Here is a 13,491-nt window from a genome sequence, read left to right as displayed (position 1 = left end):
ACGAATTAATGCAGTTTTGCCCGTGCGGAAGCGACCTGATCGGCTGTCGCCGTCGCATCCGTGACGCCGCCCATGGCGCTGCGCACATAGTTTGCAATGTCTGCGACCGTCTGGTCGTCGAGCTCGAAGGCCGGCATCGAGAGACGTCCGGTCTGACCTGATAGACCGGCGATCACTGGCATAATGACGTTTTGTGAAGAGGCGCTGAGAGCATGATGTCCCGCCAATGGCGGCGCAAGTCCCGGCACCCCATCACCACCCATCCGATGGCAGGCGGCGCAGTTTGCCTTGTAAGCTGCATAGCCGCGGGTAACGGAGGCTTGTGCCAACGAACGATCCAGTACCCCTGTCGATACAGATTCTATCGGCTTGAGTTGATGCAGATAGGCAGCGATCGCGCGATTGTCTCCTTCGGTCAAATGAGACGTACTTTCGGCGACGACTTCGTGCATGGGACCGAACGGCCCACCGTGCGGTGTATCTTTTCCGGAAAGGTAGGCATAGATATCATCCTCGCTCCAGCCGCCAAGTCCGGTTTTCGGGTCGGTAGTCAGGTTTGGTGCCCAGAAGCCGTCGATTGTAGCGCCGGCCAGAGGCCTGCTCCGGTCGAAGCCGCCGAGAGCGTCACGGGGGGTGTGACACTCGGCGCAGTGAGCCGCACCCTGTACGAGATATGCGCCTCTGTTGACGACATCGCTAACCGCGGGATCAGCCTTGAATTCGCTGTTGTCAAAATAGAGCTTCCGCCAGCCGGCAAGCAGCATGCGCAGGTTAAAAGGAAAGCTCAGGGACATTTCGGTACGCGGCGCCCTCACAGGCGGCTGCGACATGATGTAGGCGTAAAGTGCATCGATATCCGAGTCTGACATCTTGGAATAGGATGTGTAGGACATTGTCGGATATAGAAAACCGAGATGCGGTGCGACGCCTTCGCGAACAGCCGTGGCGAATTCGTTGCGCGTCCAGCCACCGATTCCCGTCTCGGTGTCCGGCGTAATGTTTGGGCTTGCCATGTCGCCGAAGTCGGTCTTGAGGATCCGACCACCGCTGAACGGCTTTCCGTCCGGCGCCGTGTGACAGGGAGCACAGTCTGCCGCGCGGGCTACATATGCCCCGCGTTGGATTTCATTGCTCAGCTCGACGCCAAGCGCGGGCGCAGGTGTAGCGGCGGCCTGTCGTCGAACAGGACTAAAGACCCAGACTGCCGTCGCGCTCGCAACGCAAACGACGAGGATTGCACTAAAAACCCGCCAGCGGCGGCTGGCTTGGGCAATTGTGGATGCCATCACTTCTTTGCTTCCCGGTAGCTTCGGAACAATGCCGTGCGTCACGATCGTTCATTGTTCGAAGCTAAACCGTCTCCATCGCGGCGTCTTGTCGCAGTAGGACGAAGCGTTTAACTTCTGAGGACATATTATCTGGAACTTAGAATGGCATGACGATGAGCTCGAAGGACTGCGTCAGACAGATTGGTTCGCTTCGAACGCTGGATACGGCCACTCTTTCGGTTTCGCGGCAAATTCCCCTGTGGGAAGCCCACACAAGAGACAACATCATTGGTATTCGCTGTACCTCTGTGAATTGCAGTCCTCTTGTTGCTGTCCAACGCACCGTCGCAATCGGAGCAACCTTGCTGACAGAGATGCGCGTGTCAGCTCACGTGGTTGAACGCGGTGAATTCGAGATTGCGGAAGACCCGCGGGATCTGGTGTTGGTGTTCTTGATCCTCGAAGGAGAAGCCATGCTGGGACAGGGGGGCAGATGGGTGACGGCGTATGCAGGTGATATCGTCGCGTTGCGATCCGATCGGCCTTTCATCGTCACTTACCCACGTCCTATGCGCCAGATCGTACTGAGCCTTCCGGAGAAGGAATTTGCTTCGATGTGCGGACGGCATGTCGAGGGTATTGAATATTTACCAGGATCAGAACTTGGCAATGGAGGTTTCCATTGGTTCGCACGACAAGGGCTTGAGTGGCTCTCGGAGCAGAGCCGGTCACCTTCGGGAGAAATCGGGGATGTGGGCGTAGGAGTGATCGCCGAACTTTTTGCTCGGAACCCGGATTCGCGTAAGGAACGCGTGCCGGCGTATTTTCTCGCGGCTGAGGCCTGGATTGCTGACCATCTTTCGGAGAGAGACCTGACGGCGAAACGTGTCGCAGAAGCGCTTTGCATCTCGGTTCGGCATCTCAATCGGCTGTTCGAGAAAGAAAACACGACCGTACGTCAAAGCATTCACACACAGCGCCTGCAGCTTGCTCGACAGATGCTGCAGGATCCTGCTCGAACACGCCTCAGTATTGGAGAAATCGCCTTCCAATGCGGGTTTTCGGTCCAGTCCATCTTCAATCGGCAATTTCGCAAGAAGTTCGGTGTCGCGCCCAGCACGATCCGGGCGCGGCCACTCCCGGCAGCACATGGAGTGTGAAGTCGGATTGGGTTGCCCACCCGGACCAACGATGAAGGCGAGCGATTGGGACAGCGTCGCTTTCCATCCGCTCATAGACCCTAAAGGCCGCGCGCCATGTCCTTCGTGTAGATTTAGGAGAGAAGAGCGTTATCGGTACCGTTTACGCAGCATATGGCTTCGTCCTCTGTTTCGAATGTCGATATTGAGCTTCCCTGAACAGCGTACAGCCCACTTCGGTCGATCCGGGCAACGAGAGCTTCCGGACACTGCTATCATTCGACATGGCGCGGCCGGACGGCCCGGAGCGAGTCGTCGCAGTGATGCCGGATCGAAGCTCAGCGCGTGGGGTGTCTTTGCCGCAATATTCATGGTGGTCTCCCATAGCCCCGGTGAAGTAGGTTTTACTTAGTTGCAGGCACCCGCGCGGTCCGCACCCAGTGCAGGGATCGCTGTTCAGGCAGAAGATTTTCGGAGACTTAGTTGAAGGCCTGACTTGCCAGAGCAAAGATGCGCAGATCAGGATGCTCTTCCGGGCGATCCCCTCTGATCATAGAAGCCGCCCTGCTCGCGGGCTTGAAACCCTGAGAGCGCAGCCATTCGCCGAGACCAGAGGCGGACGTTATGTCGATCCGGATAAACTCACTGGGATATCGACTGATCCAATAGGCGATGAGGTCTCTTGCATCTGCTGAGCCGGATGCGATGACCGGACCGACGGCCCTTCCGCGTCCGAACATACGACAGGTGCTATAGCCCGTGATCCGGCCGTGACGCCGCGCAACGGCAGCTTCACCAAGGCTGACTATCGATGTCAGAAGCGTCTTGCGATCCATGCCGGTGGCATTCCGATCCAGTGACTGGATTGCGTCAGCCTCGTTGCCTTCGGCCAGCTCAACCTGGGTCTGGGCTATCCACTTAGAGCAAGCATGCGCAACCGCGATGCGATGGAATTGCTCGACCTCTCCGGACTTCTCGAAGCCGAACTTCGCGTAGAGCGGTTCGCCCGCAGCGGTCGCGTTTAGCATCACGACCCTTGGTCCAGCCTGCTGGACCAACCAGTCGACGATCTGCCATCCCACCCCTAGCCCTTGTAGAGCCGGAGAAACGATGATCATGCCGATGGTGGCGTGGTTCTCCCCGAACTTCCAGACCATGCCCGTGCCGACGATATCGCCATTGAGCATGGCGACTATGCCTTCACCGACGTTCATGGCGAACCGCCAGTCATCGGCTCGATGTGGCCAGCCGACAGCAGTCGAAAGCGCATGGCATGCCTCGACGTCTTCATCCCGCATGGTTCTCAATCGTGTCAGTGCATTTGCGACCATAGGCTCCGTCTCCCGGATAGCTGCAATTTCATCGGGCTTCACCCGTTACAACGCGTTTTATCATGGCTCGACAAGGCTTGAAGCTCGTCTACGCCGGTCCATTCGTTGGGCTTGTGCGCGCGGGAGATGTCACCTGGTTCGCAGATGATCACATCATGTCCCCCCGTTCTGGAACAGCCAGGCCTCAGTACCGTAGCTGATCGCCGGGACGACCGTCTCATCCGCATCAACAATTTTTCGCGGTTCCGCGTAAAGCGAAACCATGTTGATATCGATCGCAACAAGAGCGCTGTTTCTGTCGACGATATCAGGCCTATATCCGTACCGTTCGCCCCGTTGTCATGGGTAACGCAAGCCGTACTGCAAAAGCCGCGCGCCAACCAGAATATACGCCGAAACAAAGGCCGTTACGATGACATCAAGCATTTGTTTTTATTGCAATTTTCTACTGTTTTTCTCCTTGGGAATTAGGATTTGCGCAAAGTGGAGTGCTGGACGTCAAAATGTGCTTTTCGTCTGGAGCGGACGATATAAGGGAACACGCGCGCTCACGCTTTCCAGGCTACCATTGTCGCCTGTGCGCATTCGTTCATGACGGGGAGCGCCCGCTAGGGGTGTAAGTTCCGATGACGAACGGATTGCTTTTGCTTGTTCCGGTCCGCATCGCTTCCAGCTTCTGAACCGCTTCGTCATAGATATTGTGATTGGAGATGAAGACGTCGACATTCTGTTCGCCGGCGATATCGCGCGCCCGCGCTGGGAAGTGGTCGTGCGGAGCGATGAATGCCGCAATCTGGTGCGTTCCTGGATCTTCGATCTTGAGGGCACGGGCATCCGCGTCAACGTCGTCTCGCCCGGTCCGCACGGCCGCGTCGGCGCACCCGAGGAAATCGGCAAGGCCGTGCGGTCTCTCGCAACAGAAGTGTCGAGCTTCGCCAAAGGCGCCGAACTCTTCATCGATGGTGGTAAGGCTCAGATCTAAGTCAGGTCAGTCGGTCGCGGATCCGACTGGTATACAGAGCCTGCGTCGGAAACTGGCGTACTGATAAGCGCCACCCAAGCAGGCATCCGGGGACAAACTCCGTCCCGTTTTTGTCATGCTGTTCCAGCAAGTCCGCTACGCAGTCCCTGCTGAAACAGTTAATCGTCTCGCGTTAAGCAGCGACCTTTTCCGCTTCCCGCACGGCAATGTCCGCCATGGCAAGTGCGGCTTCCCGCGTCTTTGCTGCGGCGATGAAGCGGCCGTTGTGACAGAAGCTTGCGCCTTCGACGCCGCTTGCCTGTTCAAGGGCGCTGCCGGTCAGGCCCGCCCATACGGCAGGAAGGTCGGCGCGCTGTTCAAACCCTTCTTCCGCCCGGCGAATGCCGGTCACGCACCAGTCCGTATCGCGCGGATGGACCACGAACAGCAGCTGGTCCGCGCCCGCCTTCACGACGGCCGATCGAAACGGCATGCCCATTGGCAGCTCAAGCACCCTGCCCTGCCCCGCAGCGGCAATGGCGCTCAAGACCAGCGCTTCGGCGCGAAGCTTGGCATTCAGCCCGCCTATCCTTGCCTCGATGAAGCTGCGGGCAATGGCGATCGCGGCATGAAATGCGCGTTCGGTCGCCTCAGGGTCCCGCTCGTCGAATGGCGGCTTCAGGGTTTCGATGAGTGACGGCAGCGTCAGGCCGGCCAGTGCACCGGCGCTGGCGGGACTGAGCGCGCCGTTGTCCACCAGATCCACCGGCAGCACGAAGCTTGCATCGAACGAGGCGTGCACTGTTTCGATGAAGCCATCGGGCACCGAGAGAGCGGCCAGATAATTTCGGCCGAAATGCCTCCAGATCAGGCCGAACGAACTGAAGGGCTGGCCATCGTCCCGCAACGGTGCCCCGCGCTGGTGATGATCGAAGATCCCCGCAGCGGCGTCATAAAAGCCACCAACATCATAGACGATACGGTCGGGGCCGGCCTTGATCCATTCCGGCGCCCTGCTCCGCACCAGCTTCGCCTGAGGAAAAAGTCGTGTGAGGACGACGCTGGACAACACTTCGTCGGCATGGAAACCGCCGGAATGCGTGACGAGGAAATCGGGTGCCATACGGGAATCTTCGCCTTTACTGTTGGCTGATCAATGCTGAGGAGGAAATAGCCTAAACGGCCCCCTATCTCAAGCCGCGCCCGAACTGCACCCAAGCGCGCAAAGGTCACTCAAATGACTGATAAGGCGTGGTTTTTCTGCTATACCTGTTGATTGCCACTGAGAACTGACCCGTCTCGATCGTCCAGACCTAGGACACGATTACGTTCCCGGAAAGCTGAAAGCCAACGCCGTGAATGACATGCACCGGCAATTCCGTTCCGGCTTCCCGCGCCTTCACTCGTAACCGTTGCACAACTGCGTCGAGACTGCGCGTGTCCGAAACTGAATCGTACCCCACGGCAAGGCCGAGCTCCGCACGGGGAACGATCGTCCCGTTTGCTGCCACCAAAGTTGATAGGAGCGTTGCTTCACGTCCGGACAATTTGATTATCATGCCTTGGGGGGAAACGAGGCGATGGCCGACACGGTCAAGGGACCAATTGCCTGCCGATCGAGGTAACTCCTTTAAGCCCGTTGCACCCGCTTTTATTCGCCTCGACAGGTTCTTGACCGCGAAAGCGAGTTCATCGCCGTCAACCGGCTTAGTCAAATACAGGTTTGCACCCTCGGCATAGCCTCTCAGCTTGTCGCCTCGTGATGTCCGGGCGGTCAACATGATCACACCCATATTTGTAGTTTTTGTCAGACGTTGCACGATCTCAAAGCCGCTCACGTCAGGTAGGTTTACGTCAATGATCGCAATATCGAAGGTCTCAGTCGCGAATGCCAGAGTGAAATCCCTTCCGGTTGCGACTGCCGTCACAGCGAAGAAATGCAAGCGCAGAAAGTCGGTCAGTCCCTCTCTCAGGTCTGCATCGTCTTCAACGATGATCACGCGAACCGGTTCACTTTCCCTCGAATTCATAACTTACTTACCGCACCGCTGATTTGTTCAGCGCATCGACCGCAACTGTGCATGTCGTATTCCGGTAGACTCCCTGTGGCGCGCCATGGACCTCCGGTCTCACCGCGAAACTTCGCACAAGCCCGTCGACCAAGAGAAATCTCCTATCAGACAACCCCCGGCTCAGAGAACAGCGCCAAGGCTGACATTCAGTTAACTTATGTCTCATCCGAGAATTGGCAAGACGATGGTGGCCACGGTGCCGCCCTCGGCCCGACCGGCAAGAACGAAACGCCCTGAATGTGCGTCAGTTGTCCGTTTTACCAGAGACAAGCCCACTCCAGTTCCTTTGATCTGGTGGGAGTTGAGCCCTCTTCTGTTGTTGTCGATAAGGTCCTCAATCTTTTCCCCATCGATACCCACCCCCCGATCCCGGATCGTTATGTGCACCTCACCCATCTCACAAGATACGTCAAGCCAGACTACAGTGGAGCCGCAGGGGGCTGAAAACTTGAAGGCGTTTTCAAGCAGATTGATAATCGCAAGTCCCAGCATCTCTGGATCGGCGTGAACTCTCGCCTGCTCGGCGCTCGCGGCCAGTGAGACGTGCAGTGTTGCCCCATGGATCAGGTCTCTGGCGCTTGAAACTGCGCCGTTCACGATATCGGCGACCTTCGTCTCCTCGAATGTCGGTTGATATGAGGACCCTTGCAGCTTGCTTCGCGTCAGATTCACTTCGAGTACTTCGACCAGGCGCGCGATACCGGCGCGCGCGCGATCCAGTCGCTGGCGGTTGGGCAGATCGCCTGCAGGTAGCGTAAGCCTGACACTCTCCAGATTTGTCCTGATGACACCGAGCGGTGTCCGGTACTGGTGCGAAATAACCTCCATGAACCGAACCTGCAGTTGTTGCGTCTGCAACTCCGCACGCAGTGCGGTTTCCGCCACGGCTTTGGCTTCCGCAAGCTCTCGCGTTCTTTCGACCACAAGATCGTTCGCTCGCTGTTCAGCCGCGTTCGCGGCCAGAAGCGCCCGACGATCCGCGCTTCGGGCCGCGGTTTCCGCGTTGCGGAGCCGCACTGCCAGGGAGCCGGTCAGCAAGGTAAAATGCATGATGCTGGTCGCGGCATAGGATCCTGCAACCCAGGTGGGTAAGGGAAGGATCCCGTAACGCTGGCCATTGGTTGCTATTAAGCCCCCCCACAGGAGGCTGAATGCCGCAAGGTTGAGTCCGTGCTGGGCGTTTGGCGAGCGGGTAAAATCGAGGAGGACAACCGCCATGGCCAGGGTGGTGATCGTCAGGATGGTAGGTCCGGCCACCAGCACGAAGTAGCGGTTGACGCCAAGGAAAACACAAACCACGCCAATAGCACCAAGGAAAATTGCAACACGGAAAAACAGGTCGATCCGCGGGTATCGTGTGGGAAGCTCAAGGATTGCCGCAATGGAAAGAGCGCCGGCAGACAGGCCGAACCAGGATGACATGCTGGTCAGGTAATCATTACCAAGACCGCCATTGTTAAAAAACAGAAGTCTTGCGAGACCGAGACTTCCCAAATAGGTCGAACTGACAGCCAATATGTCGAGTATGAGAAAGACGTAAAATTTCTTTCTGTCGAAATACAAGAAGAAAAACTGGATGATGAGCAAGATGCTCATTCCTCCGAACCACATGCCTCGAACGATATTCTGGATAATCGATCTGTATTCGTAGTATCTGGGAGACAGCAGCTCTACCGAAACATTCAGGCTTGCATCCTCATTGCGCGCCCGGATGTAAACACTGGTAGTTTCGCCGGGTTGTATTTCGATGGGAAGAATGTTCGCAGAGGTGCTGATGTTGGCCCACGAGCGTCGGGAGTGATCGCCCATGTCGTAACGCTCGAAATCTGTCGCGCGCATGCCGTCTCGCTCCAAGCCCACATAGGTTGTGAGTTCATCGGTGAAGTTCGGCATCATGGACAACGTGATGCGTTGCGGCTCCGTGATTTCGGGAGGCAGGGCGAGAGCGAACCGAATCCAGGCCGACGTGCGAACGAAACCGAGATTGATGTCGTGCCCTGCAAGTGGCGCAAACAGCGACTGCTGCTGCAGCACGTCCTGTAACGAGACGCGCTCATCCTTCAGGAGTGCCACGTCGATGAAGCCGTCCAGCGGGAGTGCTTCATACTGGCCTGCGGGTATCTGCATGACCCGTATCCCGTTCCCCGCTTCGTTCGCATGCAGCGGGTCGGCCCCCGTGAACAATGTGGCCAGTAGCAGTAACAGGAAACTCATCGCAGCCATGAGCCAGAGTGTCTTCCGATTGTCTTGGATATACGATCCGATTGAATAGCGGAGGTTTTCTGCCTCACCCTCCTTGGACGGGTTGTCAAGTGGGATGGCGGATTGCTGGGAAACAAGGGAGGAAGACTGCGGGTAAAGAGAGCGGCGAAGACCGCCGCTCTCTCGTTTCATCCGTATTCCTGCGCTCAGAACTTCACACGCAGCTTGGCGCTTGCCACGTGGTCGTAGGCGTTCGAACCGATCTGGCCGTTGTAGGTCAGGCTCAACGTGGAGACTGGCGTAACGGTGAAATCCACGCCCGCCTCGAGAAGTACCGCGTTGCGATCGAGCGGTGTGCTGGAGACGGAGAAGCTGTCACCCGTGACGAAGCGTGCGGAAGACACCGGATCGACATCGCCGAACGCATGAAGCCATCCGACGGTACCGCGGGCCATCGAGGCGATCCCGAACAGATCGAAATCGGTCGACGTGCGCAGACCAATGGTGGTGTAGCTTGTGTCCATTGTGGATGAATCGACCGTCAGAGCCGCGCTGCCGCCGGTTTCGGCGAAACCATCGGTCTTCAGGCGGGTATGGGCAAGCGCTGCGAAGGGTTCGAATGCCGAGGTGCCGACATCTAGACGATAGGCCAACTCGCCATAGGCATTGAGGCTAGACGCGTCGTAATCTCCGGAGAGTGTCTGGCCAAGGGCGGTGATGTCACGGGTCGTGCCGACGTCATGCCAGGTGTAGTTGACGCCCATGCGGAATGCGACGGGCCCCCACTTGTTCCCGGAATAGGTGCCAAGGTGGTAGTTGGTGCTATCGCCTTCGCTGCTGTTCGTATCGAAGAACGATCGGCTGTAGCCACCAAGCACACCGACGCGCCAGTCATCGCCGATCGCGACGTCGCCACCGACGAGAACGCCGCCACTTGAAGTATCGGTATCGGATTCACCGTCCAGGCCACTCACCTTGCCCCAGGAGCCGAAACCGGTGATCCATGTTGCGAAACGATCAGGGTCGAAATCCTTCTGCTTCTCAATAGCCGCGAAGCGATCATCCTCTTTTGCAGCCCTCGGCTCTTCCGCGTAGCCGAGCGCCATGGAGGACGGAGCAGCCACACCGCCCGTCACGCTGCGAATGCGGCTGTTGAGTGCAGAGTTGACAGCGCGGCTCGACTGGATGAACGAACCCCGCGCGGTGCCATAGACATTGCCGGAAAGCTGCTCGTAGGTTCGCAACGCCTCATCCTCGCTCAGAAGGAGAAGGCTGTTGTAAAGTTCAAGCGACTGACCGGATTGTTCAAGGGAATCAAGCGCAGATCCAACAGACCGCTGGTTCGCCGTTCGCGCTATCGGCCTAAATACGCCCGAACCGCCATTGTCAGGTTCACTATCACCCGATCCGGTGCCACCGGTTGATTTCAATGCCACGGTCAAATAGGCGTTGTTGTCATCGTAGGAAGTTGTGAGGTCGAGAAAGGCGGACTTGCTGGTGACAGTGTCGAAAGTGCCGGTCAGCGTGCCCGCCGAGTTGATAATCGAATATGTCTGCGCGGTCTGATAGCTGGTGGATGCGTCGAGCGACGTCACGCTCACACCGGCTTCCGCAGCGATGGTTGTCGTGCCGGTAACACTAATGAGATCGCTCGACGCACTGGTTACATCAACGGCATATGTAGATCCGTTTTCCAGCACGAGATCGCCATCGACCGTGAGGGTTCCAAGTGCACCAGAATAACCCGGCGACAGGGTGCCGCCATCCTTGATCGTGGTGGAGCCGAGCGTGCCAATTCCACCTAGCGTTCCCCTGTCCGAAACGGCGATCATGCCACCGAGAGTATCCGCGATGTAAAGCGTACCACCCGTTACGTTGGTGAAGCCCGAAAAATTGGAGTTGTCGCCGGAAAGCGTCGTGACACCGGAAAGATGGCTGATGGTGCCGGAGCCATTGATCTCGGCCGAGAAGTCGTAGTCATCATCCGTGTGATTGAAGACGATGCTTCCTGTTCCGTGCCCGAATTTGATCGAACCGGCTTTCAGGGCTCCCGCGGCCGTGGCTGTGTCGCCGGCGGCAGACCCGATAACAAGCGAGCCGGTCGCCCCGGCCTGATAACCGATGTAGGTAATGCCGTCAAAAGTGCCGTCCGGTTGCTCCGTGCCGACGGAAACCACACCGCCGTTTTGAATGGTAAGAGTGCCGTGGCCCTGATCCGCGATGTAAAGCTTACTGCTGTTGGCCCAGATAGAACCGGCGCCAGTGACTGTTGCGGTTCCGGTTCCCACACTTTCGTAGCCGAGGTATCCGACACTATCCTCGACGAGACCGCCATCTTCAATGTTGAGCGTCCCGTTTCCGAAGTAACCGGCGTAGAATTCACCGGTATTCGTCCAGGTGGAGCCGGCACCTGAGACCGTTGCCGTGCCGACACTTCCACCGGAGAGGGCGATGTAGGCGTAGTTCCCATTCGTCACCTGGCCGCCATCTTCGATATTGAGGGTGGCGGTGCCGTAGTCGCCGACCACGATGGTACCGGTGTTCAGAATGGATCCTGTGCCCGTCACTGTCACTGCGCCAACGCTGTCGTCTGACCGTGCTATCGTTGTGGCTGAAGCATTTACAAGACTGCCATCTTCGATGGTCAGGACGCCCTCGCCCGAAAAGCCAACAAACAGCGAATCGTAGTTGATCCACGAAGACCCGCCGGTGATTGTCAGCTCACCTTTTGTGGCTGCGTTGTATCCCAGCATGCCATAGTCGCTTTCGAGGATCGCGCCTCCCGAAATCTCCAGGCTTCCGTCTAATGCATGACCAACGTAAAGAGATGTTCCCGCATCCAGGTCAGTCGTGAGGGTGTTTCCCAAAGTATCGTACGTCATGTCAGCTCGGGCCAACGACGGCAATGTCAAAAGTATCGTAGACGCCAGCAGTGCGCCACGGCTGGTTGCGCCAGCTTTTTGAGTCCGCCGCGCTCCCACGGCTCCAATCACCAAATATTTAAGCATTTATGTCCCTGCATCGAGAAGAGAAGGGCCTCTCGCCGCCATGCGCAAATGGTTCACGCGATGCAGGAACTTTAATTAAGCCATTGAAAATATCTAATTTTTTCTACGTTACAATTGTAACGATACGTCACGGCGGGCAACTGAAATCGTGACGAAAACATCACGCGGCACCATAGAATGAAATGACCCGCCTGCTGTCGGAACTGCAGTTCGTGGTGTGGTTGTCTTTGATTGATAAAAGTCGAGCGGCTGTGAGCCCCCCTTGTTCCGACCCATTTTAGGTAGGTGTGCCGAGTGAATGATGGCTCCGACAGTTATTCGTTTCGGCGCTCCAGAACTCCAGAGCCGGTTCTTGCGGCTTTGTTGCGAATAAATTCGGATGGCTGAGAAGGGACTTTCGTACACTTCAATCACACGGGTTTGGTGCCAAGATTCTGGACGAGGATTACCACAACTTCGGTAAGGGCGCTGGGCGCAATCCCGAAGGCTCGTTCAACGATGCGAGCTTCGCCACTGATATCGCCGGTTAGATTGAAAGCCGCTGCCTGGCCCTTGCGTAGGGCCCGCATAACTTCGAAGCTCTTGATCGTCGCATAGGCCGTTTTCAAGGTCCTGAACCCTCTGACCGGTTTGATCAGCTGCTTCAGCTTGCCATGATCCGCCTCAACCACGTTATTCAGATACTTGACCTACCGGTGCACCAGCTCCTTTGGGCATTTGCCTTCGGCTCTCAGCTCGGAGAGCGCGATACCATAGGTCGGCGCCTTGTCGGTGTTAATGACCGTTGGCTTTTCCCAATCCTTCCAGCCATTCAGGGCCTTGCCGAGAAATCGCTTCGCTGCCTTGGCATTGCGGGTCGGCGATAGATAGAAATCGATGGTGTTGCCGAACTTGTCGACAGACCGATACAGGTAAGTCCATTTGCCGCAAACTCTCACATAGGTCTCATCGACCCGCCAACTCGTCGATTGAGGCCGGCGCTAATGCCAGCGTAGCCGCCGTTCAATTTCTGGCGCATATTTCTGGACCTCTCGATAGATCGTGGAATGATCGACCGCCACGCCCGGTTCGCCCATCATCTGCTCAAGATCGCGGTAGCTAACCCCATAGCGGCAATACCAGCGAACCGCTCACAAGATCACTTCACCCTGAAAGGGACGCCACTTGAAATCACTCATCAAAGGTCTCCCTGAAAATTGCCGGCGTTCTTTCGGCATCAACGCGATTTTTGCAACAGAGCCCGCAAGCGTGCAGAGCGAAATCGATATCAAGCCAACTGGCGCGGGCATCTATTGTACGTATGGGTATAGCAGCGGGTCGCGACGAGGTCGGCCTGGGTGCATCCCTAGTGGGGGAATGACCGGAATCTAGCCATGCTCGCCTCTGTCCCATTGCGCGGGCACATGCAGGCGGGCGTGCAGGTTGGTATCCGCGTCGAAATGGCCAAGGTCCGTTCCCGCCAGCCGCAGCCATTACATTCTCGGAGCAATCCGTTCCGAGGAGAGTACCG

General features: G+C 57.3%; 8 protein-coding genes and 2 pseudogenes. 2 read left to right on the top strand and 8 right to left on the bottom strand.

The window, feature by feature from the left end; genetic code table 11:
• Nucleotides 1–5: 5 nt before the first annotated feature.
• Nucleotides 6–1,331 (bottom strand): c-type cytochrome, encoded by a 1,326-nt coding sequence (locus tag H4I99_RS17840; RefSeq protein WP_163897754.1) that lies wholly within the window; start codon nucleotides 1,329–1,331, stop codon nucleotides 6–8.
• A 104-nt stretch (nucleotides 1,332–1,435) separates the two neighbouring features.
• Here H4I99_RS17840 and H4I99_RS17835 point away from each other — a divergent pair, with 104 nt between their 5' ends.
• Nucleotides 1,436–2,428 carry an AraC family transcriptional regulator gene (locus H4I99_RS17835; RefSeq protein WP_163897751.1) on the top strand — a complete coding sequence of 331 codons (993 nt, stop codon included), beginning with the start codon at nucleotides 1,436–1,438 and terminating at the stop codon, nucleotides 2,426–2,428.
• 458 nt (nucleotides 2,429–2,886) lie between these two features.
• On the opposite strand, the gene H4I99_RS17830 is transcribed toward H4I99_RS17835, so the two are convergent.
• Nucleotides 2,887–3,738: a GNAT family N-acetyltransferase gene (locus tag H4I99_RS17830; protein WP_163897749.1), complete on the bottom strand. Its 852-nt coding sequence runs from the start codon at nucleotides 3,736–3,738 to the stop codon at nucleotides 2,887–2,889.
• A gap of 28 nt (nucleotides 3,739–3,766) precedes the next feature.
• Nucleotides 3,767–3,948, bottom strand: a pseudogene (locus tag H4I99_RS24535) (hypothetical protein); the annotation flags it as partial.
• Nucleotides 3,949–4,438: 490 nt separating this feature from the next.
• Between H4I99_RS24535 and H4I99_RS17825 the strand changes: the two are divergent.
• On the top strand, nucleotides 4,439–4,720 hold the full coding sequence (locus tag H4I99_RS17825) for an SDR family oxidoreductase (protein ID WP_163897745.1): 282 nt from the start codon (nucleotides 4,439–4,441) through the stop codon (nucleotides 4,718–4,720).
• Nucleotides 4,721–4,892: 172 nt separating this feature from the next.
• Here the strand turns inward: H4I99_RS17825 and H4I99_RS17820 are convergent, their stop codons facing one another.
• The 5 genes and pseudogenes from H4I99_RS17820 to H4I99_RS17800 all read right to left on the bottom strand — a co-directional run bounded on the left by H4I99_RS17820 (nucleotide 4,893) and on the right by H4I99_RS17800 (nucleotide 13,159).
• Complete coding sequence (locus H4I99_RS17820) at nucleotides 4,893–5,822, bottom strand: MYG1 family protein (RefSeq protein WP_163897742.1); 930 nt, start codon at nucleotides 5,820–5,822, stop codon at nucleotides 4,893–4,895.
• Between the two features lie 190 nt (nucleotides 5,823–6,012).
• Nucleotides 6,013–6,729, bottom strand: a complete 717-nt coding sequence (locus H4I99_RS17815) for a response regulator transcription factor (protein WP_163897739.1) — start codon at nucleotides 6,727–6,729, stop codon at nucleotides 6,013–6,015.
• Between the two features lie 204 nt (nucleotides 6,730–6,933).
• A complete protein-coding gene (locus H4I99_RS17810) occupies nucleotides 6,934–9,165 on the bottom strand; it encodes a sensor histidine kinase (protein WP_163897736.1) in 2,232 nt (743 codons plus the stop codon).
• Nucleotides 9,166–9,179: 14 nt separating this feature from the next.
• A complete protein-coding gene (locus H4I99_RS17805; RefSeq protein ID WP_163897733.1) occupies nucleotides 9,180–11,855 on the bottom strand; it encodes an autotransporter outer membrane beta-barrel domain-containing protein in 2,676 nt (891 codons plus the stop codon).
• Nucleotides 11,856–12,391: 536 nt separating this feature from the next.
• Nucleotides 12,392–13,159, bottom strand: a pseudogene (locus tag H4I99_RS17800) (IS6 family transposase).
• Nucleotides 13,160–13,491: the final 332 nt, after the last annotated feature.

The sequence above is a fragment of the Paenirhizobium daejeonense genome (genome assembly GCF_014280875.1).
GTDB classification, from domain to species: Bacteria; Pseudomonadota; Alphaproteobacteria; order Rhizobiales; family Rhizobiaceae; genus Allorhizobium; species Allorhizobium daejeonense.
This window is presented reverse-complemented; position numbering and strand designations above follow the sequence as displayed.

Coding starts and splice junctions, on each gene's coding strand:
- H4I99_RS17810 (WP_163897736.1), bottom strand. CDS start 9,165: ATGAAACGAGAGAGCGGCGGTCTTCGCCGCTCTCTTTACCCGCAGTCT.
- H4I99_RS17815 (WP_163897739.1), bottom strand. CDS start 6,729: ATGAATTCGAGGGAAAGTGAACCGGTTCGCGTGATCATCGTTGAAGAC.
- H4I99_RS17830 (WP_163897749.1), bottom strand. CDS start 3,738: ATGGTCGCAAATGCACTGACACGATTGAGAACCATGCGGGATGAAGAC.
- H4I99_RS17820 (WP_163897742.1), bottom strand. CDS start 5,822: ATGGCACCCGATTTCCTCGTCACGCATTCCGGCGGTTTCCATGCCGAC.
- H4I99_RS17835 (WP_163897751.1), top strand. CDS start 1,436: ATGACGATGAGCTCGAAGGACTGCGTCAGACAGATTGGTTCGCTTCGA.
- H4I99_RS17805 (WP_163897733.1), bottom strand. CDS start 11,855: ATGACGTACGATACTTTGGGAAACACCCTCACGACTGACCTGGATGCG.